We start from the raw sequence: 21467 nt of genomic DNA on the forward strand, positions 1-21467 counted from the left end.
CGCCGTCAGACGCAGCGCTGCTCTGCGACCTGCAAGACCGCCACCATTGCCTTCAGGCCAGTGCGCCCAGAAAGATGATGAGGACCGAGACGACCAGCAGGACCGCCCCCGCGATCTCCTTGCTTGAGGAGCGTTCCTTGAGCCAGAGCGCCGAGACGAGAAAGGTGAAGACCAGTTCGATCTGCCCCAGCGCCTTGACATAGGCCGCCGTCTGCAGCGCAAAGGCCGTGAACCACGCCAGTGACCCCAGCATCGAGGTCAGCCCCATCAGCCCCGACACCCGCCAAGACGCCAGCACACGCCCGATCTGCCCCGCCTCGCGCCAGGCCAGCCACAGTCCCAGCGTTGCGGTCTGCACCACGGTCGCCACCAAAAGCGCGACGGCGGCGCGCAAAAGCTCGTCGCCGCCCGTCAGGTTCAGCGTCGCGCCCCGATAGCAGACCGCCGACAGACCGAAGAGCAAGCCGGACAGCAGGCCATAGCCGGAGGCGGGATTGAACAGCCGCGCCCAGATCGTCAGCGCGACCTCGCCCTTTGGCGGGTCGGACAGGAGCATGACACCGGCGAAGCCCACGAAGATGGCAACCATGACAGGCACCGACACCGCCTCGCCCAGCACGATCAGGCCCAGCCCCGCGCTCAGCACCACATCGGTCTTGGCCAATGTCACGCCGACCGCGAAATTGCGCCGACCGAACAAGGTCACGACACAGGCCGTCGCCAGCATCTGGCCCATCGCGCCGATACAGGCATAGGTCCAGAAGGCGGGCGTTACGGCGGGCAGGCTTTGCCCGCTGATCCATAGCCAGAGGCCCAATGCCACCACCACCAGCGGCATGGAAAAGGCAAAGCGCGCCCATGTCGCGCCCATGGTGGACAGGGTCGTCACTTTCAGATGCCGCTGCAGCAAGAACCGCAGGTTCTGGAAGAAGGCGGCAAGGATTGTGGCGGTGATCCAGACGGGCATGACGTCTCACATGCGCCGCAAACCCCCGGCCTGCAATCTAATTCTCAGGGTAAAGGGGATGGGGCACCGGGTCTTTCGCGCGCAGGAGGTGCTGGCGGAAGATCGCGCCATAGCCCGGATAGCTGTAGCCCGCGTTTCGGCCCAGATAGGCCTCGCGGTTGTTCCAGTAGATGCGCGGCAGGCGGTACCACGGCAGTTTGGGGTGCATGTGATGGACCACATGCAGGTTGTTGTTGAGAAACAGGAAGGCCAGCGGCCCGCGATCCTCGATGATGACGGTGCGGCCGCGGGCGCGCTCATGCGCCTGATGTTCGAGAAAGGTTCGGATCTTGAGGATCGACAGCCCCGCATAGCAGGCAAGCAGGTAGGCCCAGAGCGGCAGGGGGGAGGCCGCGACAAGCGCCACCAGCGCCACGGTTGACGGCAGGTGCCACGCCCAAGCCGCCAGCACGGCACGATCCCCCGCCCGGATCGCGCGCCAGTCGGCGGCCATGAAACTCACCTGACCGATCAGCGGCCCAAGGATCATGCGACCCGCAAGCGTGTTGTTGGCGTTCAACAGGCGTTGCTGCGCACGCGGCAGCGTCCGCCAGACGGCCGGGTCGAGGTAGTTCGTTTCCGGGTCGTCATAAGGGTCGGTCAGGGTCGCATCCATGTGGTGCGCCAGATGCGTGTCGCGGAACCGCAGATAGGGGATGGCAAGGTTGAAGGAGGGGAAGACCAGCGCCTCGCCCAGACGGCGTTCGGCAAAGGGATGGCCATGGATCACCTCATGTTGCAGCGAGGATTGCAGCGCAATTACCGGGATCAAGACAGCGAGGGCCAGCGCCATGCTCACGCCCGGCAGGACAAAGACCCCCAGCCACAGCCCGACATAGCTGGCCACAATCAGCGCCAGCGTCGGCCATTCGATCCGCATGATTTGCCCGTATCCCCTGCAGCGGGCCTTGCCGACCCTTTCAGGTGTAACGGATATGTGACCTTGCGCTTTGCAGGCAGTCGGGGTTTTCTCACCTTAAACTCAACGGCGTTTTGGAAACACTACAATGTTTGATAAATCGGACAAACGCAGTGTTGCCGCCACGTTCCGCGACCGGCTGGCGGCGGCGCTGGCGATCTCGGGCCTCAGCCGGGCCGCGCTGGCGCGCGCCATAGGCATCGATCGCTCCAGCGTCACGCAGATGCTGGCGCCGGACGACACGCGCATGCCAGGCGGCCATGTGGTCGCGGCTTGCGCGCAGGCGCTGGATGTCTCGGCCGATTGGCTTTTGGGGCTGACCGACCGGCCGGAACAGGCAGGCGCGCTCTTGGACAGTTCGCTGTCGATTTCCGAGACGGGGCGCGCGACCGGACTTGATGACCAGATCTTCGCCTGGCACCGGGAGGCCGAGGGCTACAAGATCCGCCATGTGCCCGCGACCCTGCCCGACATGCTCAAGACCAACGCGCTGCTCAGGTGGGAATATGCGCCGCTGACCCATCGTCGTCCCGATGCCGCCATCGACGCGGCGGCCGAACGGCTCGACTGGATGCGTCTGACCGAGGGCGATTACGAAATGGCCATGGCCGTCCACGAGATGGAGAGCTTCGCCCGCGGCGAGGGCTATTACAGCGGGCTGGAGGTCGAGGTGCGCCGCGCCCAGATCGACTGGCTGTCCGAGGTCTATGACCAGTTCTACCCATCCTTGCGGATCTTTCTTTATGACGCGCGCCGCGTCTGGTCGGCGCCGGTCACTGTGTTCGGGCCGAAGATGGCGGTGATCTACCTTGGGCGGCACTACATCGCCTTTCGCGACCGCGACCGGGTGCGCACGGTGACGCGCCATTTCGACTGGCTGGTGCGCGAGGCGCAGGTGTCATCGCGGGACATCCCCCGCCATCTGGAGGGGTTGCGCGCACTGGTGCGTTAGCGCGGCTGGCCTACGTGACGGCCCAAGCCTTCGGGCAAGGGCAGCGCGGCATGGGCGCGTGCGATGCGCGTCAGCCATGCAGCCATGGCTTGCGGTGGGTTGGCCGGGCGCCGGGTGGCAAGATCGACATGCAGCAGCAATTGCTCGCCGGTAGCGCAGAGCGTCTCGCCCACGAACAGCTCGTGCCAGATGTGGAACTTGCGCGTGCCGCCCTGCAGCACGCGGGTGGTGACCCGGATGCGGTCGCCGATCTGCACCTCGGCCAGATAGCGGACATGGGTTTCGACGGTAAAGACCGAGTGCCCCGCCGCGATGGCCGCCGCATCCATCCCCGCCCAAAGCAGCAAGCGGTCGGCGGCGGCGGAAAACGCGCTGACGAAATGCGCCTCGTTCATGTGGCCATTGTAATCGGCCCAAGCGGCGGGAACCGCGCGGTCGAGCGTCACCGGGGCCAAGGGCGTGGCCGGGTCCGGCACGGGCGGGGACAGGCGGGCCGCCACAGCCTCCGCCATGACCGCGCCGAAAGCTTGGTGCGACGCCGCGTCCCAATGGATGCCGTCGACGGGCGAGACAGCGACATGTGCGCCCGCCTCGACGAAGCCCGCGCCGATCCGGTCAGCGACGGCGGCCAGATGGGCGGCAAGCCCTGCCTGCCGCGCCTCGGCACCCGCGAAAGCCTCGGCCAATGCGCCGGTTTCGACCACGGGAACGGGGGCCACGATCAGCAGATCGGTCACCACACCCTCGGCCCGGGCGGCAAGGCAGAGCCGTTCGACCGACCGGGCGATATCGAACGCCCCGACAGAAAAACGCGGCTTGAGGTCATTGGTGCCAAGCATGACGATCATCAGGTCGATGGGCCGGTGGCTGTGCAGAACCGCAGGCAGGACGGCGATGCCGTTGCGACAGCCGCCTTCCACCGGGTCGTCATGGACAGTGGTGCGGCCCGGCAGGCCCTCGGCGATAACCTGCGCCTCAGGATCAAGGGCCGCGGCCATCACATCGGGCCAGCGCGTGCCGGGCGGGTGGCGGTCAAGCTGGCCGATCCGGCTGATCGGCGTGGTGCCATGGGTGTTGCTGTCGCCATAGCATAGCACGACCGGCATCGCTGGACCCTTCTTGCTGATTGCCCCGCCGCAGTCTTGCGCGGCGGGGGCGGGCTGTCACGCGGATTTCGCCGAACAGCGGAGCGCGATCGGGGAACAGATGAAATCCAACCATCACTTTTCTAACTCAAACAGGTATTTTCGGACCTATTTACGCTATTTTTTTCCATAAAGCGGATAAATCCACAAATTTATCCACAGACCCGTCAGAACGGCATCGGGTGCGCCTTGTAGGTCGCGTCGATCTCTTCCAGCAGCTCGGGCGAGAGGGTGACATCCAGTCCTGACAGGATACGGGACAGTTGCTCCGACGTCGTCGCCCCGAAGATCGTCGAAACCGGGAAAGGCCGCTGGACGGTAAAGGCCAGTGCCATATGAACCGGGTCGAGCCCGTGCTTTTCGGCCAGCGCCAGATAGGCGTCGACGGCGTCAAAGGCGCGGTCGGTCTTGCGCCCGCCCAAGTCCCCGTTGCCGGCCATCCGGCTCCCCTCGGGGATCGCGCCGTTTTGGTATTTCCCGGTCAGAAGGCCAGCACCCAAAGGCGAATAGGCCAAGAGCGTCACCTGCTCGTTCACCGCCAACTCGCCCATGTCGGTGTCGTAGAGACGGCACAGCAGCGAATATTCGTTCTGGATCGACTGCACGCGCGGCAATCCGCGATCTTGTGCCAGCCGCAGCCATTGCGCCGTGCCCCATGCGCTGTCGTTGGACAGGGCGAAATGGCGGATCTTGCCGGCCTTCACGGCCTGATCCGCGGCCTCCAGCACCTCTTCCATATGCGCGAGCGTCGTGGCGCGATCCTGTTTCGAGGGATCGAAGCGCCAGTATTGGCGGAAATGGTAGCTGCCCCGGTTGGGCCAGTGCATCTGGTAGATGTCGATCACATCGGTCTTGAGACGCGCAAGCGAGGCGTCGATGGCGGCGGCAAAGGTTGCGCCGGTGATATCCTCGCCCGGCCGCACGAAAGCCGCGTTCTTGCCGGTGATCTTGGTCGCCAGCACGTAATCCCCGCGGCGGCCCGGGTTGGCCGCGTTCCAGTTGCCGAGGATTTCCTCGGTCACGCCCACGGTTTCGGCGCGCACGGGGTTGACCGGATACATCTCGGCGGTGTCGACGATGGTGATGCCGGCATCCAGCGCCATGTCCATCTGCCGGTGCGCATCATCCTCGGGCGTCTGGTTGCCCCATGTCATCGTACCCAGGCAGTAATCGGTGATCATCGTGTCGGTCGTGCCGAGAGCGATCTGGCGCATGGTCTTGTCCCCTTGTCCTGTTCGGGGCGGACCCTAGCCAGCGGGCGGGGATGTGCAAGGGCGGGGCTTGAGAACATTTAGCGAACATATATACTCACTCCCATGGACCTGACGAAACTGACCCGCCAATCCCATCGCCACGACCGCCCCGGCGTACCGCTTCTGGGCCGGTTCCGGCTGGCGGGCGCGCGCGCGCATGAGGTCTGCGGGCCCGCGCGGCGGCGGCTGGCCTTGTGGCTGGCGGCACAAACCACGGGGCCGGTGCTGTGGATCCGGCCCGCCTGGCACCCCGACCGGTTGCACATGGCGGGCGTGCGGGCCGAGATCGACCCCGGCCGCCTGATCTTCGTCGAACCCGACCGGCCCGAGGATATCTTGTGGTCGATGGAGGAGGCGTTGCGCGCGGGCGTCGTGCCCTTGGTCGTGGCGGACCTGCCCGATCCCCCCGGCCTGACGCCGGTGCGCCGGTTGCATCTGGCCGCCGAGGCGGGGCTGGAGGCGCGGGGCGGCACGGCTCTGGGCCTGATCGTGACGCCGGGCGACGGGGGGGCTGCAGGGGTGGAAAGCCGCTGGCGGCTCGACCCCGCGCATGGAGCCGAGGCGACGGGCTGGCGGCTGGCACGGCTGAGGGGGCGCGACGCACCGCCGGGGGAATGGTCCGTGACGCGCGGGGCTGACGGTCGGGCGCGGATCGTCGTGCCCGAGGTGCGCGAACCGGCCTGATCCCCGAAACCGACTGCAGCGGGCGAAATCCCGCGTGCATCCCCCGCCCTGCCCGGCTACGCAAAGGGAAACCACCCCAAGGCCTGCCCCGGATGCGCCTGATCGTCTCCTTCGCCGCGCTGTTTCTCTCGGTGCTGCTGTTGCAGCTCTCCTCGGGCGGGGTGGGGCCGCTCGACGTGCTGTCAGGCACGGAACTGGGCTTCACCAACGGGCAGATCGGCCTGTTGGGTTCGGCGCATTTCCTGGGCTTCTTCGTCGGCTGCTGGTGGGCGCCGCGGGTGATGGGACAGGTGGGGCATTCCCGCGCCTTCGCGGCCTTCACCGCGGCGGGCGCCATCGGATTGCTGGCGCACATGATGGTCATCGACCCCTATGCATGGGCCTTGATGCGGGCGGCGACGGGGTTTTGCGTGGCGGGCTGCTACACGGTGATCGAGGCCTGGCTGCAGGCCAAGACCGACAACGCCAACCGGGGCCGGACCATGGGCACCTACCGCATGGTCGACACCGCAGGCAGCCTTGTCGCGCAATTGATGATCGGGGTGCTCGCGCCGGCCTCATACGTCTCCTACAACCTGCTTGGCATCTTGTGCATCGCGGCGCTGCTGCCCCTCACGCTCAGCCGGGCCACGCAGCCCGACACCGGCGAGGCCCCGCGCCTGCGCCCCGGGCTGGCCTGGCGGCTCTCGCCCCTGGCCGTCGCCGGCGTGATAGTCTCGGGCGTGTCGGGCGCGGCCTTCCGCATGGTCGGGCCGCTCTACGGCGCACAGGTCGGGCTGACGGCGGACCAGATCGGGTTCTTCCTTGCCGCCTATGTGCTGGGGGGCGCATTCGCGCAATGGCCCGCGGGCTGGGCCGCCGACCGGCATGACCGGCGCCATGTGCTGATCTGGTTTTCGGTCGGCTCCATCGCGGCCTGCGGCGTCACGGTCGTGTTCTCGGGCCTTGGCGTCGCCGCGATCTTTGTCGCAGCACTCGTCTTTGGCGCGGCGACCTTTCCGATCTATTCGATCTCGGCCGCCCATGCCCATGACTGGGCCGAAGATGACCAGCGCGTGGAATTGTCTGCGGCGCTCATGTTCTTCTACGCCATCGGCGCGACCGCCGCGCCCCTGGTCACGGCTTGGCTGATCGCGGCCTATGGACCGGGCGCGCTCTTCGCCTTGATCGCGGTGGCGCATGTGGGCCTTGTGATCTTCGGCATCATCCGCATGCGCCGCCGCCCAAGCGCGCAGCCGCGCGGGCCCTATGTCTGGATTCCGCGCACATCCTTCCTCGTGGGCCGCATCTTCCGCCGGACCGGCAAGGACTGACCCCGGTCTTGATCGAGGGCAAGGCCGCGCGTCTTGCCCTGTGCCAGTCTGGCGTCGTCAGACTGACGACAGAGGGAAAAGGGAGACATCCACATGGATATTCGTTTCGACGGGAAAACCGCCATCGTTACCGGCGCCGCCTCGGGGATCGGGCTGGCCATCGCCCATGATCTGGCCCAAAGCGGCGCACGCGTGATCCTCGCCGACCTCGAGGAAGGCAAGACCCGCGATGCCGCAAAGGCGGTCGGGCATGGGGCGCTGGCCATCGCGACCGACGTGGCCTCTGCCGCGCAGGTCGAAAAGATGGTCGATTTCGCGGTACGCGAGACCGGCGCGCTGCACCTTTTGGTCAACAATGCCGGCATCGGCGGCCCACTGGAACCTTTGGGCAACTACCCACTTGATGGCTGGCACAAGGTCATCGATGTAAACCTGAACGGGGTCTTTTACGGGATGCGCTACGCCATCCCGGCGATGAAGGCGGCGGGCGGGGGCGCGGTCGTCAACATCTCTTCCATCCTCGGATCCGTGGGCTTTGGCGGCGCGGGGGCCTATGTGGCCACGAAACATGCGCTTCTGGGCCTGACGAAAGCGGCCGCACTTGATCATTCCGCCGACAACATCCGCTTCAACGCGGTCGGGCCGGCCTTCATCCACACGCCGATGGTCGAAGCGGCGCTCGACGGCGACACGCTCAAGGCGCTGGAAGGGATGCACACGCTCAAGCGCATGGGCACGCCCGAGGAGGTGTCGTCGCTGGTGTGCTACCTGCTGTCGGACCGTGCATCCTTTGTCACCGGGTCCTATCATCTGGTCGATGGCGGCTACACGGCGCAATAGCGCCTGCCCTCTGGCCTCCGGCCCCGCGCGGCGCTAAACGGGGCGTCAGCGCAGACCGGAGGCCAAGATGGCACGCATCCTCATCACCTCGGCGATCCCCTATATCAACGGGATCAAGCACCTGGGCAATCTGGTGGGCAGCCAGCTGCCGGCCGATCTATACGCCCGCTACAAGCGCGCGCGGGGCGACGAGGTTCTGTTCCTGTGCGCCACGGATGAGCATGGCACGCCGGCCGAACTGGCCGCCGCCAAGGCCGGCAAGCCTGTAGCGGAGTATTGCGCCGAGATGTGGTCGGTGCAGGACGCGCTGGGGCGCGGGTTCCGTTTGTCCTTCGATCATTTCGGGCGGTCCTCCAGCCCGCAGAACCACCGCCTGACCCAGCATTTCGCAGGGCAACTGGCCAAGGCCGGGCTAATCCGCGAGGTCAGCGAGAAACAGGTCTATTCCATCGCCGACGGCCGCTTCCTGCCCGACCGCTACATCGAGGGCACCTGCCCCAACTGCGGCTATGACCGCGCGCGCGGCGACCAGTGCGAGAACTGCACAAAGCAGCTTGACCCCACCGACCTTATCAACCCGCGCTCGGCGATCTCGGGCTCGATGGATCTGGAGGTGCGCGAGACCAAACACCTTTACCTGCGCCAATCCGCCATGCGGGGCGAGCTGCGCGCGTGGATCGACTCGAAACTCGACTGGCCGATCCTGACCACGTCGATCGCGCGCAAATGGCTCGACGATGGCGACGGGTTGCAAGACCGCGGCATCACCCGCGACCTCGATTGGGGCATCCCGGTCAAGCGCGGGACAGAGGATTGGCCGGGAATGGAGGGCAAGGTCTTCTACGTCTGGTTCGACGCGCCCATCGAGTACATCGCCTGCGCCGCCGAATGGGTCGAGGCGGGGAAAGGTACGGATTGGGAACGCTGGTGGCGCACCGACAAGGGCGCGGACGACGTGCGCTATGTCCAGTTCATGGGAAAGGACAACGTACCCTTCCACACGCTGAGCTTTCCCGCGACGATCCTCGGCTCGGGCGAGCCGTGGAAGCTGGTCGATTACATCAAGTCCTTCAATTATCTTAATTATGACGGCGGCCAATTCTCCACCAGCCAGGGTCGCGGCGTGTTCATGGATCAAGCGCTGGAGATCTTGCCGGCGGACTACTGGCGCTGGTGGCTCTTGAGCCATGTGCCCGAAAGCTCGGACACGGAATTTACCTGGGAGGCATTCCAGCAGGATGTGAACAAGGATCTGGCAGATGTGCTTGGCAATTTCGTCAGCCGCATCACGAAATTCTGCCGGTCGAAATTCGGCGAGACGGTGCCCGAAGGCGGTGCCTACGGCCCGCAGGAACAGGCCCTGATCGACGACCTGCAGGCCCGGATGGAGCGCTACGAGATGCATATGGACGCCATCGAGATCCGCAAGGCCGCCGCCGAACTGCGCGCGATCTGGGTGGCGGGCAACGAATACCTGCAATCGGCCGGTCCCTGGACCGTGTTCAAGGATGACCCGGAGCGGGCGGCGGCGATCACGCGCTTCGCGCTGAATCTGATCCCGTTCTACGCGGGGCTTTCGGCCCCCTTCATCCCGGACGCCGCTGCGACCATGGCAGATGCGATGGGGGTGGAACCGACATGGCCCGAGAGCGCGGAGGCGGCGCTGTCCACCCTCGCGCCGGGTCATGGCTTCACCGTGCCCGAGGTCATGTTCGCCAAGATCGACGACGAGACACGGACGGACTGGGCGGCGCGCTTCTCAGGCGTCCGAACCTGACGGAAAGGGCGGAGGGGGGCCAGCCCCCCGTCGCGTTCCGCGACTCCCCCCGGGATATTTCTGAAACAGAGAAGGCTCTTCACGCTTTCTTAACCATGCCGCCTCCAGATTGACGGCGCGGTACAGGCGGGGACGCCGATGATCGTAAACGGAGAAGCCCCGGCTGGTTGAACAACCGGTCGGGGTAAACGTAACCACCTTCTCTGTTTCCAAAATATCCCCGCCGGAGGCTCCCGCATTTGCCATCACTGCGCGGCCCGGCACAAGGCACCCACGCCCCCATCGCACCCAAGCGCGCGTCCGAGCGGCCCCAAAGGGGCCCGAGGCCGCGCGCCCTCGGGTCGGGGCCGCCAGGCCCCGACACCCCGTCAGGCCCGCAGCACCGCGCCGGGATTGAGAATGCCCTTGGGATCGAGCGCTGCCTTGATCGCCCGCATGGCGACCAGTTTCCCCGGGTCGCCGTAGCGCTCCAGATCGTCGACCTTGAGCCGGCCGACCCCGTGTTCGGCCGAAACCGAGCCGCCAAGCTCATGAACAAGGTCATGTACCGCCCGCTTGATCGCGCCGCGCTGGTTCTCGTGATCGGCGCGGGACTTGCCGGGCATCGGAAAGACGTTGTAATGAAGGTTGCCGTCGCCCATGTGGCCAAAGCAGTTCAGCCGGAACTCGCCCACCGCCCCGATCCGGGCCGGGACCTCGGCGATGAAGCGGGGGATGGCCGCGACAGGCACCGAGATGTCATGCGAGGACACCGCGCCGATGCGACGGTTGGCGGCGGGGATGTTTTCCCGGAGCGCCCAGAACTCCGCGCGCTGCGCCTCGGATTGCGCGATGACACCGTCGCTGACCAGACCCTGCTCGAAGGCTTCCGCAAACAGCGTCTCGAGCGCATCCTCGGGGCTCGCCCCTGCCCCCATGCCCAGATCGATCAGACAGATCCAGTCAGGGCGCGGGTCGAAGGGCTGGCGCGTCTCGGGGCCGACGTGATCGAGAAACAAGAGCCCCTCGCGCCCGATCAACTCGAAGGCGGAAAGGGCCGACCCGACCTGCGCCTGAGCCAGTTTCAAGAGCCCCAGCGCCGCCTCGGGCGAGGGCACCACCATCATGGCCGCCCCCGTCGCGGCTGGCTTGGGGAAGAGCCGCAGCGAGGCCGCGGTGATCACGCCCAGCGTGCCTTCGGAGCCGATCAGCAGGTGGCGGATGTCGTAGCCGGTGTTGTCCTTGCGCAAGGGCGAGAGCGTGTTGACCACGGTGCCATCGGCCAGCACCGCCTCCACCCCCAAAACCAGATCGCGCGCATTGCCGTAGCGGATGACGTTGACGCCGCCCGCATTGGTAGCGAGCAGACCGCCCAACCGGGCAGACCCCTGGCTTGCGAGCGTCAGCGGAAAGATCCAGCCCTCCGCCTCGGCGGTGGCGTGGATGTCGGACAGGATCGCGCCGGCCTCGACCGTCATGGTTCCGGCCTCGGCGTCGAAGCCGCGCACCGCGCGCATCCGTTCCAGCGTCAAGATCACCGGCGGCGTGCCCTCGTCGGCCAGTTGCCCGCCCACCAGACCCGTGCCGCCACCATAGGGGATCACCGGAGCACCCAGATCGTTGCACAGCCGCAAGACAGCGGCGACCTCGGCCACTGACCCGGGCGCCACGATCGCGGCGGCCTGTCCCTGCCAGCGGCCGCGCGGTTCCTCCAGATAGGCGGGGGCGGGATCGCGCAGAGCGACGGCGGGCAGGATCTGGGCCAGACGGGTGGCAATCTCGGACATCATCTCTCCTGTGCTCGGAAGGGCTTAGCCGGTGCCGGTGCGCCCGCGCCGGTCGTGGCGCAGATGGGCATATAGCACGTGATTGCGCCAGCGCCCGCTGATCTGAAGGTAGCTTTGCGCAACACCTTCGTATTTGAACCCGGCCTTTTCCAGCACACCGCGTGAGGCGGCATTTTCGGGCAGGCAGGCGGCTTCCACCCGGCTCAGGTCCTGCGTGCGGAAGGCATAGTGGACCACCGCCTCGATCGCCTCGCGCATGTAACCTTGGCGCGCATGGGTTGCCCCGATCCAGTAGCCCAACGTGGCCGATTGCGCCGGGCCGCGCCGGATGTTGTCGAGCGTGATCGCCCCCAGCAGGGCCTCATCCTCGCGGCGGAAGATGAAAAGCGGCACGGCATTGCCCTGGCTCACCGCGCGCTGCGCCCAGTAGACGCGCCCGGTAAAGCTCTTGCGGCTCAGATGGTCCGTGGCCCATGTCGGTTCCCAGGGCGCAAGGAAATCGCGCGACGCCTCGCGCAGCGCAGCCCAAGGGCGATAATCGGCATGACGCGGCAGGCGCAGCGTCAGACGCTCGGTGTCCAGTCTGAGATGCCGTTTTCGAGACAGCATCAGGCGGCCAGTCGCCCCACGACCTGCGCAAGCTCGGGTGCCTTGGCGACCGGACCGTAAAGCGCCATCGCCGCACGGTTTGAGCTGACCAGCGCAGCCGCGTGATCGCGCAGGCCCGCGAGCGTCACGCCATCGATGGAGACAACGGTTTCCTCAAGCGGCGGCACCCGGTTCCAGATCGCCACCAGCCGCGCAAGCCGTTCGGCCCGCGATGACGGGCTTTCCAGACCCATCAGCAGTCCCGCCTTCATCTGTGCCCGCGCGCGCGCCAGTTCCGCCTCGGTCATATCTTCGGCCGAGCGGCGCAATTCGTCGATGGTCAGCCCCACCAGTTCGGGCAAGTCCTCGGCCGAGGTGCCGGCGTAGATCGTGAGCATGCCGGTGTCGTCGTAGCTGCCGACCTGCGCATAGATCGTGTAGCACAGCCCGCGTTTCTCGCGGATCTCCTGAAACAGGCGTGAGGACATGCCGCCGCCCAGCGCGCTGGCGTAGATCTGCGCGGTGTAGATGTCGTCGGACCGATACCCCGGCGCCTCGAGAGCGAGGGTGAAATGGGCCTGTTCCAGTTTCTTGACCTTGCGCCGCTCGCCGCCTGCGAACTGGCCGGGAAGTGGGACCATCGGGCTCGACGGTGGCAGATGGCCAAAGGCCGCCTCGGCCAGCCGCACGATCTGGTCATGGTCCACCGCGCCCGCCGCCGACAAGATCAATTGGCCCGGCCCGTAATGCTGGGCCACGAAACGATCGAAATCGGCGCGCTCAAAGGCACGGACGCGTTCAGCGGGGCCAAGAATGGTGCGCCCCAACGGCTGGCCCGGATAGGCCTCTTCTTGCAGCCAATCGAAGATGATGTCGTCGGGCGTGTCGGCGGCCTGACCAATCTCTTGCAAGATCACGCCGCGCTCCACCTCGATCTCGCGCGGGTCGAAGACGGGGTTCAGCACGATGTCGGCGATCAGATCGAGGGCGAGGGGAACATCCTCGCGCAGCACGCGGGCGTAATAGGCCGTCACCTCGCGCGACGTGTAGGCGTTGATGTAGCCGCCCACATCCTCGATCTCTTCGGCGATCTGCAGCGCGCTGCGCCGCGCCGTGCCCTTGAAGGCCATGTGTTCAAGGAAATGGGCCACGCCGTTCTGATCGGCCGCCTCGTGTCGCCCCCCCGCCGAGACCCAGACACCGATGGCCGCCGATTCAAGCCCCGGCATATGCTCGGTCACGATCCTGAGGCCATTGCTGAGCGTGTGAAGTTCTACAGTCACTTGGCCAATGCCTCGCGGATCAGGGTTTCGATCTGGGTCAGGTCATCGGGCACGCGCGTCATCCGCTCGGGCCGCTCGAACAGGTCGGCCATGCGCGGCGGCAATGCCGGGCGCAGGCCGGTGGCCGCCTCGACCGCATCGGGGAATTTCGCCGGATGCGCGGTGGCAAGCGTCACCATCGGCGTGGTCCCGAGGAAGTCTTGCGCGACATGCACGCCGACGGCGGAATGGGGGCACAAAAGCTCGCCCATCTCGGCGCGCGCGCGGGCGATCATGGCGCTGGTCTGCGCCTCCGAGGCGCGACCGCTGGCGAAATCGGCGCGCAAGGTTTCCAGCGCGCCTTGGCTGATGTGGAAACCGCCACGCCTGAGCTCGTCCATCAACTGCGCCACCGCCACGCCATCCCGGCCATAGGCATCGAAGAGCACACGCTCGAAATTGGACGAGACCTGAATGTCCATTGACGGGCTGATCGAGGGCGTCACGCCATGGGTGACGTAATCGCCCGAGCTCAGCGCGCGGTGCAAGATGTCGTTGTGGTTGGTCGCCACCACCAGCCGCTCGATCGGCAGACCCATTCGCTTGGCGAGGTAGCCTGCGAAGATGTCGCCGAAATTGCCCGTCGGCACGGTAAAGCTGACCTTGCGATGCGGCGCTCCCAGCGCCACGGCGGCCGTGAAGTAATAGACCACCTGCGCCAGAACTCGGGCGAAATTGATCGAGTTCACGCCTGCCAACCGCACCTCGTCACGGAAGGTGAAATCGTTGAACATGTCCTTGAGCCGCGCTTGCGCGTCATCAAAGGTCCCGTCGATGGCCAGCGCATGGGCATTGGCCTCGGCCACCGTGGTCATCTGGCGGCGCTGCACATCCGACACCCGGCCATGGGGGTAGAGGATGAAGACGTCCACGTTGGAAAGCCCGCGAAACGCCTCCATCGCCGCGCTGCCGGTGTCGCCGGATGTCGCACCCACGATGGTGACCCGCTCGCCTGAGCGCGCCAGCGCGGTCTGGAACAGCTGGCCGATCAGCTGCATCGCGAAATCCTTGAACGCCAGCGTCGGACCGTGGAACAGTTCCAGCAGGAAATGGTTGTCCTGCAACTGCTTGAGCGGTGCGCGCGCCGCGTGGCCAAAGCCCGCATAGGCCCGCGTAATGCACTCGCCGAATTCCGCGTCGGTGAAACTGTCCCCGAGGAAGGGCCGCATCACGCGAAAGGCGACCTCCTCATAGGATAGGCCGGCCAGCGCGGCGATCTCCGCAGGGGTCATGCGCGGCAGCGTCTCGGGCACATAAAGGCCCCCGTCGCGCGCAAGCCCGGTCAGCATTGTCTCTTCAAAGGTGAGCGCCGGGGCCTGCCCCCGGGTCGAGATGTAGCGCATGGGCGCAGGTGTCCCTCAGTCTGGTCGCTGCCTGATACGCCAGAGCAGAAACAGTGTCATCCCCAACCACACCAGCGCCAGCAAAAACCAGGTGATGGCGTAGTTGAGGTGATCGTTGGGGATATTCTCGATGGTGACAGGCAAGGGCGTGACCGACGGCTCAGACGGCGATATCTCACGGGCGATGAGCAGCAGCGGCTCGGTTCCCAGATGATCTGCCAACGCGGCGACGTCGCGGGCGAACCAGATGTTTTCGGCAAGGTCATTTTCCGGGGTGAAGCCGTCGCGCTCGACGGGCCAATGCAGGTTGCCGGTAACGGTCACAGCACCCTCGGGGACGGGCGGCAGGGCCTCGGCGACCGGCAGCACGCCCCTGTCGACCAGCACGCGCCGCCCCTCGGCGGTTTCCAAGGCCGAGATCAGGCGATAGCCCGCCCCGATGCGCCGCTGGCTGACCAGAATGCGGACGGTCGCCTCCCCGATCACGCCCGTGGCGCGCACCGGCAGATAACGCTCCGCCTCGGGGTCGGGCGCGTCGGGCATGGCTACCGGAGCGGCCGCGATGCGCGCCTCGATATCGGCCAGCACGGCCTCTTTCCACGCCAGCCGCTGCATCTGCCAGATTCCCAGCGACACGAGGATGGCGACCCCCACCGCGCCGAACACCAGCACACTGATCACACGCCCCATGGTCCTGCCTTCCAAGGAAAAGGCCCGCCGCTTGGGGCAGGCCTTCACGTTTCATCAAGGTTAACGCGCGCCTTCTTCGTTTTCCAAAAATCCCGGGGGGAGACGCGCAAGGCGCGGCGGGGGGCAGCGCCCCCAGCTTTGCCTCAGCCGATCACAACCGCCTGACCCCAGATATAGACGGCCAGGAACAAGAACAGCCAGACCACGTCGACGAAGTGCCAGTACCAGGCCGCCGCCTCAAAGCCGATGTGCTTTTCGGGGGTGAAATGCCCCTTGAGCACCCGCAGCCAGCAGATGAACAGGAAGATCGTGCCGATGACCACATGCATCCCGTGGAAACCGGTGGCGAGGAAGAAGGTCGCAAAGAACTTGTCGCCGCTGAAGTTCCAACCGTAATGCGCGATCAGCTCGTAGTATTCAAAGGCCTGCAAGCCGGTGAACACCAGACCAAGAACGACGCCGATGATCAGCCCGTTGGCGACATCCTTGCGCGACCCGCCATGCACCAGCGCGTGATGCGACCATGTCACGGCGCAGCCCGACAAGAGCAATATCAGCGTGTTGATCAGCGGCAGGTGGAACGGGTCGACAGCGTAGATCTCGGGCGGGATGTATTGCGACGCCTCATAGCTGTTCATCGGGTAGAGCGCATGCTTGAAGAAGGCCCAGAACCAGGCGACGAAGAACATCACCTCGGACATGATGAACATGATGAAGCCGTAGCGCAGGCCGATGCGCACGACGGGCGTGTGGTCGCCCGCGCTGCTTTCGGCCACCACATCGGCCCACCAGCCGAACATCACGTAAAGCGTGGCCACGAACCCCATCGCGAACATCCACGGCGCGCCGCCATGCATCCAGTTCACCGCCCCGAAGAGCATGATGAAGGCGGCGACCGCGGCCATCAGCGGCCAGATCGAGGGGTTGATGATATGGTAGTCGTGGTTCTTGGCGTGGGCCATGGGTGTCGTCCTCGGTCCGGTTTTGTCTCTAGTTGGCCACGGGCGCCGGTGTGGCGAGCGCGGCATAATCTTCGGGCATGTCCGTCACATGGAACGTGTAGGACAGCGTTATGGCGGGCGTACCCCGCGCCTCGGGGTCATCGAGGATGGCGGGGTCGACGAAAAAGGTCACCGGCATCTCGACGCGTTCACCGGGCTGCAGAACCTGCAATTCAAAGCAGAAGCAGGCGATCTTTACGAAATAGCCGCCCGTCTCGAATGGTGCGACGTTGAAGCTGGCGGTGCCTGCGATGGGCTGGTCGGTCGGGTTGTAGGCTTCGTAGAAGGCAAGCCCCGTCTCGCCGATGCGGATGTCCATATGCGGCTGCATCGCGCGGAATTCCCACGGCATGTCTCGCGCGCGCGACGCGTCGAAGCGCACCCGGATCGTCTGGTCGAGGATCAGGTCGCTGCCCTGATCGGCCACCTGCGTGGTGCCGCCAAAGCCCGTCACGCGGCAAAACCAGTCGTAGAAGGGCACGGACGCCCAGGCGAGGCCCGACATCAGGACCACCACGCCCAAAAGACGGGTGACGATCGCTGCGTTCGACATCTTGGCGGGCGCGCTCATTGGCCGGTCTCCACCGGCGGCGTGATCGAGACCCGGGGCGTGTGGTCGAAGGCCTCCATCGAGGCGCCTTCGCGGATCTTGGCGACGGTCAACCCGAAGACGATGGCGGCAAAGCCCACAAGGCTGAGCGCAACGCCCAAGTTGCGACCAAACCGCCGCTTGTGCAGGTCATGGGTCTCGGTGATCGGCATCAGGCAAGCCCCCAGGTTCGCAGACCGGCATCGGCCAGAAGCGCGCCGAAGTGCAGGAAAAGGTAATAGAGAGAAAAGCGGAAGAATCGCTTTTCGACGGCATAGGCATCGGCCTCGGCCTGCGCCTCGGCACGGCGCCAGATGGCCACGGCACCTTTGAGGAAGATGAGGTTCAGCACCAGTGCCGCCGCCAGATAGACCGGCCCCGCGACCGAGGTCAGCCCGAGGCCCAACGCCACGGGCACAAGGGCGAAGGTGTAGATCAGGATCTGGCGCCGCGTCTCGGCCCGGCCATGGGTCACGGTCAGCATGGGCACCTTGGCCTCATGGTAATCCGATTTCATGAACAGCGCGAGTGCCCAGAAATGCGGCGGCGTCCAGATGAAGATCAGCGCGAACATCAGCACGGCCTCGACGCTGACAGTTCCCGTCGCGGCCGCCCAGCCGATCATCGGAGGAAAGGCACCCGCCGCGCCGCCGATGACGATGTTTTGCGGCGTCGCCCGCTTGAGCCACATCGTGTAGACGACCGCGTAGAAAAAGATGGTGAAGGCCAGAATGCCCGCTGCCAGCCAGTTGGTCGCCAGCCCCAGCATCGCCACCGAAATCGCCGAAAGCCACAGCCCCAGCGACAGCGCCTCGCCCGCCGTGACCTTTCCCGAAGGCACGGGGCGGCGCGCGGTGCGGCGCATCACGGCGTCGATATCGGCGTCATACCACATGTTCAGCGCACCCGAGGCCCCGCCGCCCAAGGCGATGAAGAGAATCGCCGTGAACGCGATCATCGGGTCGACCTGCACAGGCGCGACCAAGAGGCCCACCAGCGCCGTGAACACGACCAGCGACATCACCCGCGGTTTGAGAAGCGCGATGTAGTCGCCGAAACCGGCCTCGCCTTCGGCTGCTTTCGCGGTGGTGTTTGTGGTCAGGTCGGTCATTTAGGGTCTTTGATCTTTCTGGGTGGGCCGGAGGTCTGTGCCGGCCGGCAGGACAGGCCGGGCAGGACGCCCGGCCGATCGCATCATTCGGCCGAGGCCAGCTCGATGGTGCCAATTGGCGCGCGCATGTCGCCGATGCTGTTGAACGCCTGCGCCTCACCCGCGATCCATGCGTCATATTCGGCCTGTGTCACGGCAAACACTGTGATCGGCATATAGGCATGGTTCACGCCACACAGTTCGGAGCATTGGCCGAAATACACGCCCTCCTGCCCGACATCGACCTCGAACCACAGTTCCGCCAGACGGCCCGGAACGCCGTCCTGCTTCACACCAAAGGCTGGCATGGCCCAGGAATGGATCACGTCTGCGGCAGTCACCTGCACCACGACGGTCGCACCCGTTGGCACCACCATGGCTGTGTCGGTGGCCAGAAGGTATTCGTCGCGGCCATAGCCGAATTCCGCAAGCTCGTGTTCTTGCAGCATGAAGCTGTCGTAGACGATGCCATGCTCGGGGTATTCATAGCCCCAATACCACTGGTAGCCCGTCGCCTTGACCACCACATCGGCCTCGGGAATGGTCTGTTGCTTGAACAGAACCGGCAGCGAGAAGGCGCCGATGACGACCAGGATGACCAGCGGCACGACCGTCCATGTCACCTCGATCTTGGTGTTGTGGGTGAAGGTCGCGGGCACGGGATTGGCCCGTTCGTTGTGGCGAAAGATCGACCACAAGAGCAGCGCGGTCACGAAAAGCACGATCACCGCCATGATGACCAGCAAGAAGGTATCGAGCGCGCGGATATCGCGAGCCAGTTCCGTCACCCCGGGCTGAAAGCCCATGGCGCCCGGCGTCGGCGCGCCGATGATTTCGAGCCCCTCGCGCAGACCGGCGGTCTGCGCTGCTGCCGCGCCGGCGGTCAGGGTTGCACCAATACCGGCCCATAGGCCGGTCAGCGTCTTGCGAAGCGTCATGTCGGTCTGTCCTGTCGTTCCCGATGTGCCGCCCTGTTGTGGTCGCGGTCGGCATACCGTTGCGTTCTGTCTGAGCAGGACCATATAGCTGTGGGCGGGCCAAGGCATTTGGTCTAAATGTCTCACCCCCGGCAAACTTGATCCAAATCATTTTGCAATTGCAGCAAACACCCCCGGAGGCCCGATGTCCGACCCCACCCCGTTCCGCCCCTTCGAGACCCATCTGGACGAGGGCGCGGCCCTGTCGATCCTGCGGGCCGCGACGGAGGGCGCGGAGGATGGCGAATTGTTCCTCGAACGCCGCCGGTCCGAGATGCTGCTGTTCGATGACGGCCGGGTCAGGACCGCCAGCTATGACGCCGCCGAAGGCTTTGGCTTGCGCGCGGTGAAGGGCGAAGTGGCCGGTTATGCCCATTCCACCGAGATTTCCGAAGCGGCCTTGCGGCGCGCGTCGGAGACCGCGCGGCTGGCGATCGGCGCGGGCGGCGGCATGATGGCCGCGGCCCCCAAGGGCACCAATGCGCGGCTCTACACCGATGCCGACCCGATGGCGGGGGCGGAGTTTGGCGTGAAGCTCGACACGCTGGCCGAGATCGACGCCTATGCCCGCGCGCTCGATCCCCGGGTGGTGCAGGTCTCGGCCTCGATGGCGGCATCCCATCAGGAGGTGGAGATCTTGCGCCCCGAAGGCGGCCGGGTGCGCGACGTGCGCCCGATGGTGCGGCTCAACGTGTCGATCATCGTCGAGGAAAACGGCCGGCGCGAATCGGGTAGCGCGGGCGGCGGCGGGCGCATCGGTTTGGCGCGCCTGATGGGTCGCGCCCATTGGGAGGGGATCGCGCGCGAGGCATTGCGCATCGCGGTGGTGAACCTGTCCGCCGTGCCCGCGCCCGCGGGCGTGATGGATGTGGTGCTTGGCCCCGGCTGGCCCGGCATCTTGCTCCATGAGGCGGTGGGTCATGGCCTCGAGGGGGATTTCAACCGCAAGAAGCAATCGGCTTTTGCCGGTCTGATGGGCCAACGCGTAGCCGCCCCCGGCGTCACCGTTCTGGACGATGGCACCATCCCTGACCGGCGCGGCTCGATCAGCGTGGATGACGAGGGCACGCCGTCGGCCAGGAACGTGCTGATCGAGGACGGCATCCTCGTGGGTTACATGCAGGATCGGCAATCGGCCCGGCTGATGGGTGTGGCCCCCACCGGCAACGGGCGGCGCGAAAGCTATGCCCACGCGCCGATGGCGCGGATGACCAACACCTACATGCTGGGCGGCGACGCGGACCCGGCGGGAATTCTGGCCGACCTCAAGGACGGGATCTATGCGGTAGGCTTTGGCGGCGGTCAGGTCGACATCACAAACGGCAAGTTCGTGTTCAGTTGCACCGAAGCCTACCGGGTGAAGAACGGCGTGGTCGGCGCGCCCGTGAAAGGCGCGACCCTGATCGGGGATGGCGCGACCGCGCTGCAGCAGATCCGGGCGATCGGCAATGACATGGCGCTGGACCCCGGCATGGGCAATTGCGGCAAGGCCGGTCAATGGGTGCCGGTGGGCGTGGGCCAGCCGACGCTGATGATCGGCGGGCTGACCGTCGGCGGGTCGGCCGCCTGATCGCGCGCGGCATCGATGGCGTTTTTCACACCGCTGTTTCGGAGCCGACGCGATGGCGACCGCCTGCTTGGGGGCGGGCAGATCGTGCTGATCGGGCTGATCACATGGCTTGCCCCGGCCTTGGTCGGCGGATCGATGATCCTGCTGATCACGGTGCTTGGTATGACCACATCGCCCGAGCCTGTGGCCGGGGTGATCGGCGCTTATGGCGGAATGCTGGTGCTGGCGCCCTTTGTCGGAATATTTGTCGTTCCTGCAGCGCTGGTCGTCGGGATGTGGGCGCTGCGTCTGGGCGTTGCGGGGTGGGCAAGCGCCCTGATCGCCGGAACGGGCGTACCGCTGGCGGTTGCGGGGCTGATCGACTGGAGCGACCAGACCGCCGCGGCCGTCATGGCGGTGATTGCGCTGACCCCGGTGATTGTCCTGCACGTGCTGGTCTTGTGGTCAGCCACGCGGTGGCTGTGCCCGGACGCCTTGATCCCACCGGCGGAGGGCGCCTGACAGGGATCTGCGCGCAGTCAAAGTGCAGTTTCAATGCGGTCGCGCTTCGCTGGTAAGGTTCCGTTAACCCGTTCGCGCAAC

At 66.0% G+C, this 21467-nt stretch carries 21 protein-coding genes; 7 read left to right on the forward strand and 14 right to left on the reverse strand.

Annotated features, from left to right (window positions below; all coding sequences use genetic code 11):
* Positions 1-52: 52 nt before the first annotated feature.
* Positions 53-967, reverse strand: a complete 915-nt coding sequence (locus C7455_RS10780; RefSeq protein ID WP_109668054.1) for an EamA family transporter — start codon at positions 965-967, stop codon at positions 53-55.
* Between the two features lie 37 nt (positions 968-1004).
* A complete protein-coding gene (locus C7455_RS10785; RefSeq protein ID WP_109668056.1) occupies positions 1005-1886 on the reverse strand; it encodes a fatty acid desaturase in 882 nt (293 codons plus the stop codon).
* 127 nt (positions 1887-2013) lie between these two features.
* Here C7455_RS10785 and C7455_RS10790 point away from each other — a divergent pair, with 127 nt between their 5' ends.
* The gene (locus C7455_RS10790) at positions 2014-2877 is read left to right on the forward strand and encodes a helix-turn-helix domain-containing protein (RefSeq protein WP_109668057.1); all 864 of its coding nucleotides are present in this window, start codon (positions 2014-2016) and stop codon (positions 2875-2877) included.
* On the opposite strand, the gene C7455_RS10795 is transcribed toward C7455_RS10790, so the two are convergent.
* Both C7455_RS10795 and C7455_RS10800 read right to left on the reverse strand, forming a co-directional pair.
* Positions 2874-3983, reverse strand: coding sequence for a thioesterase family protein (locus tag C7455_RS10795; RefSeq protein WP_109668059.1), 1110 nt, complete (start codon positions 3981-3983; stop codon positions 2874-2876). The two genes, C7455_RS10790 and C7455_RS10795, sit on opposite strands and share 4 nt — an antisense overlap.
* A 206-nt stretch (positions 3984-4189) precedes the next feature.
* Positions 4190-5236, reverse strand: coding sequence for an aldo/keto reductase (locus C7455_RS10800; protein ID WP_109668061.1), 1047 nt, complete (start codon positions 5234-5236; stop codon positions 4190-4192).
* A 102-nt stretch (positions 5237-5338) separates the two neighbouring features.
* Here C7455_RS10800 and C7455_RS10805 point away from each other — a divergent pair, with 102 nt between their 5' ends.
* The 4 genes from C7455_RS10805 to metG all read left to right on the forward strand — a co-directional run bounded on the left by C7455_RS10805 (position 5339) and on the right by metG (position 9889).
* Positions 5339-5959, forward strand: coding sequence for an ImuA family protein (locus tag C7455_RS10805; RefSeq protein WP_109668063.1), 621 nt, complete (start codon positions 5339-5341; stop codon positions 5957-5959).
* Between the two features lie 92 nt (positions 5960-6051).
* Positions 6052-7272, forward strand: coding sequence for an MFS transporter (locus C7455_RS10810; RefSeq protein WP_109668065.1), 1221 nt, complete (start codon positions 6052-6054; stop codon positions 7270-7272).
* A 93-nt stretch (positions 7273-7365) separates the two neighbouring features.
* Positions 7366-8112 (forward strand): SDR family NAD(P)-dependent oxidoreductase, encoded by a 747-nt coding sequence (locus C7455_RS10815; protein WP_109668067.1) that lies wholly within the window; start codon positions 7366-7368, stop codon positions 8110-8112.
* A 67-nt stretch (positions 8113-8179) separates the two neighbouring features.
* Positions 8180-9889 carry a methionine--tRNA ligase gene (metG, locus tag C7455_RS10820; protein WP_109668068.1) on the forward strand — a complete coding sequence of 570 codons (1710 nt, stop codon included), beginning with the start codon at positions 8180-8182 and terminating at the stop codon, positions 9887-9889.
* Positions 9890-10257: 368 nt separating this feature from the next.
* Here metG and C7455_RS10825 read toward each other — a convergent pair whose 3' ends face one another.
* From C7455_RS10825 to coxB, 10 genes are all read right to left on the reverse strand, one after another.
* Entirely contained in the window at positions 10258-11655 is a 1398-nt protein-coding gene (locus tag C7455_RS10825) for an FAD-binding oxidoreductase (protein WP_245904297.1), read from the reverse strand.
* Positions 11656-11679: 24 nt separating this feature from the next.
* Positions 11680-12264, reverse strand: a complete 585-nt coding sequence (locus C7455_RS10830) for a GNAT family N-acetyltransferase (protein WP_109668072.1) — start codon at positions 12262-12264, stop codon at positions 11680-11682.
* Complete coding sequence (locus tag C7455_RS10835; protein ID WP_109668074.1) at positions 12264-13526, reverse strand: M16 family metallopeptidase; 1263 nt, start codon at positions 13524-13526, stop codon at positions 12264-12266. The genes C7455_RS10830 and C7455_RS10835 overlap by 1 nt, the downstream gene beginning before the upstream one ends.
* On the reverse strand, positions 13523-14908 hold the full coding sequence (gene thrC / locus C7455_RS10840; RefSeq protein WP_109668076.1) for a threonine synthase: 1386 nt from the start codon (positions 14906-14908) through the stop codon (positions 13523-13525). The genes C7455_RS10835 and thrC overlap by 4 nt, the downstream gene beginning before the upstream one ends.
* A 15-nt stretch (positions 14909-14923) precedes the next feature.
* Complete coding sequence (locus tag C7455_RS10845; RefSeq protein WP_109668078.1) at positions 14924-15598, reverse strand: SURF1 family protein; 675 nt, start codon at positions 15596-15598, stop codon at positions 14924-14926.
* A gap of 143 nt (positions 15599-15741) precedes the next feature.
* Positions 15742-16560 (reverse strand): cytochrome c oxidase subunit 3, encoded by an 819-nt coding sequence (locus C7455_RS10850; protein WP_109668079.1) that lies wholly within the window; start codon positions 16558-16560, stop codon positions 15742-15744.
* 28 nt (positions 16561-16588) lie between these two features.
* Complete coding sequence (locus C7455_RS10855; protein ID WP_245904298.1) at positions 16589-17170, reverse strand: cytochrome c oxidase assembly protein; 582 nt, start codon at positions 17168-17170, stop codon at positions 16589-16591.
* Entirely contained in the window at positions 17167-17361 is a 195-nt protein-coding gene (locus C7455_RS10860; protein WP_109668081.1) for a hypothetical protein, read from the reverse strand. The genes C7455_RS10855 and C7455_RS10860 overlap by 4 nt, the downstream gene beginning before the upstream one ends.
* Positions 17361-18299 carry a heme o synthase gene (gene cyoE / locus C7455_RS10865; RefSeq protein WP_109668083.1) on the reverse strand — a complete coding sequence of 313 codons (939 nt, stop codon included), beginning with the start codon at positions 18297-18299 and terminating at the stop codon, positions 17361-17363. The genes C7455_RS10860 and cyoE overlap by 1 nt, the downstream gene beginning before the upstream one ends.
* An 83-nt stretch (positions 18300-18382) precedes the next feature.
* Entirely contained in the window at positions 18383-19276 is an 894-nt protein-coding gene (coxB, locus tag C7455_RS10870) for a cytochrome c oxidase subunit II (protein WP_109668085.1), read from the reverse strand.
* A 184-nt stretch (positions 19277-19460) separates the two neighbouring features.
* Between coxB and tldD the strand changes: the two genes are divergently transcribed.
* Positions 19461-20885 (forward strand): metalloprotease TldD, encoded by a 1425-nt coding sequence (tldD, locus tag C7455_RS10875; RefSeq protein ID WP_109668086.1) that lies wholly within the window; start codon positions 19461-19463, stop codon positions 20883-20885.
* Positions 20886-20900: 15 nt separating this feature from the next.
* On the forward strand, positions 20901-21386 hold the full coding sequence (locus tag C7455_RS10880; RefSeq protein WP_109668088.1) for a hypothetical protein: 486 nt from the start codon (positions 20901-20903) through the stop codon (positions 21384-21386).
* Positions 21387-21467: the final 81 nt, after the last annotated feature.

The organism is Roseicyclus mahoneyensis, from assembly GCF_003148775.1.
Taxonomy (GTDB): domain Bacteria; phylum Pseudomonadota; class Alphaproteobacteria; order Rhodobacterales; family Rhodobacteraceae; genus Roseicyclus; species Roseicyclus mahoneyensis.

What these genes read in the sequence shown, in the direction of transcription:
- C7455_RS10780 (WP_109668054.1), bottom strand. Translation starts at nt 967, where the DNA reads ATGCCCGTCTGGATCACCGCCACAATCCTTGCCGCCTTCTTCCAGAAC.
- C7455_RS10785 (WP_109668056.1), bottom strand. Translation starts at nt 1,886, where the DNA reads ATGCGGATCGAATGGCCGACGCTGGCGCTGATTGTGGCCAGCTATGTC.
- C7455_RS10790 (WP_109668057.1), top strand. Translation starts at nt 2,014, where the DNA reads ATGTTTGATAAATCGGACAAACGCAGTGTTGCCGCCACGTTCCGCGAC.
- C7455_RS10795 (WP_109668059.1), bottom strand. Translation starts at nt 3,983, where the DNA reads ATGCCGGTCGTGCTATGCTATGGCGACAGCAACACCCATGGCACCACG.
- C7455_RS10800 (WP_109668061.1), bottom strand. Translation starts at nt 5,236, where the DNA reads ATGCGCCAGATCGCTCTCGGCACGACCGACACGATGATCACCGATTAC.
- C7455_RS10805 (WP_109668063.1), top strand. Translation starts at nt 5,339, where the DNA reads ATGGACCTGACGAAACTGACCCGCCAATCCCATCGCCACGACCGCCCC.
- C7455_RS10810 (WP_109668065.1), top strand. Translation starts at nt 6,052, where the DNA reads ATGCGCCTGATCGTCTCCTTCGCCGCGCTGTTTCTCTCGGTGCTGCTG.
- C7455_RS10815 (WP_109668067.1), top strand. Translation starts at nt 7,366, where the DNA reads ATGGATATTCGTTTCGACGGGAAAACCGCCATCGTTACCGGCGCCGCC.
- metG (WP_109668068.1), top strand. Translation starts at nt 8,180, where the DNA reads ATGGCACGCATCCTCATCACCTCGGCGATCCCCTATATCAACGGGATC.
- C7455_RS10825 (WP_245904297.1), bottom strand. Translation starts at nt 11,655, where the DNA reads ATGTCCGAGATTGCCACCCGTCTGGCCCAGATCCTGCCCGCCGTCGCT.
- C7455_RS10830 (WP_109668072.1), bottom strand. Translation starts at nt 12,264, where the DNA reads ATGCTGTCTCGAAAACGGCATCTCAGACTGGACACCGAGCGTCTGACG.
- thrC (WP_109668076.1), bottom strand. Translation starts at nt 14,908, where the DNA reads ATGCGCTACATCTCGACCCGGGGGCAGGCCCCGGCGCTCACCTTTGAA.
- C7455_RS10845 (WP_109668078.1), bottom strand. Translation starts at nt 15,598, where the DNA reads ATGGGGCGTGTGATCAGTGTGCTGGTGTTCGGCGCGGTGGGGGTCGCC.
- C7455_RS10850 (WP_109668079.1), bottom strand. Translation starts at nt 16,560, where the DNA reads ATGGCCCACGCCAAGAACCACGACTACCATATCATCAACCCCTCGATC.
- C7455_RS10855 (WP_245904298.1), bottom strand. Translation starts at nt 17,170, where the DNA reads ATGAGCGCGCCCGCCAAGATGTCGAACGCAGCGATCGTCACCCGTCTT.
- C7455_RS10860 (WP_109668081.1), bottom strand. Translation starts at nt 17,361, where the DNA reads ATGCCGATCACCGAGACCCATGACCTGCACAAGCGGCGGTTTGGTCGC.
- cyoE (WP_109668083.1), bottom strand. Translation starts at nt 18,299, where the DNA reads ATGACCGACCTGACCACAAACACCACCGCGAAAGCAGCCGAAGGCGAG.
- coxB (WP_109668085.1), bottom strand. Translation starts at nt 19,276, where the DNA reads ATGACGCTTCGCAAGACGCTGACCGGCCTATGGGCCGGTATTGGTGCA.
- tldD (WP_109668086.1), top strand. Translation starts at nt 19,461, where the DNA reads ATGTCCGACCCCACCCCGTTCCGCCCCTTCGAGACCCATCTGGACGAG.
- C7455_RS10880 (WP_109668088.1), top strand. Translation starts at nt 20,901, where the DNA reads ATGGCGTTTTTCACACCGCTGTTTCGGAGCCGACGCGATGGCGACCGC.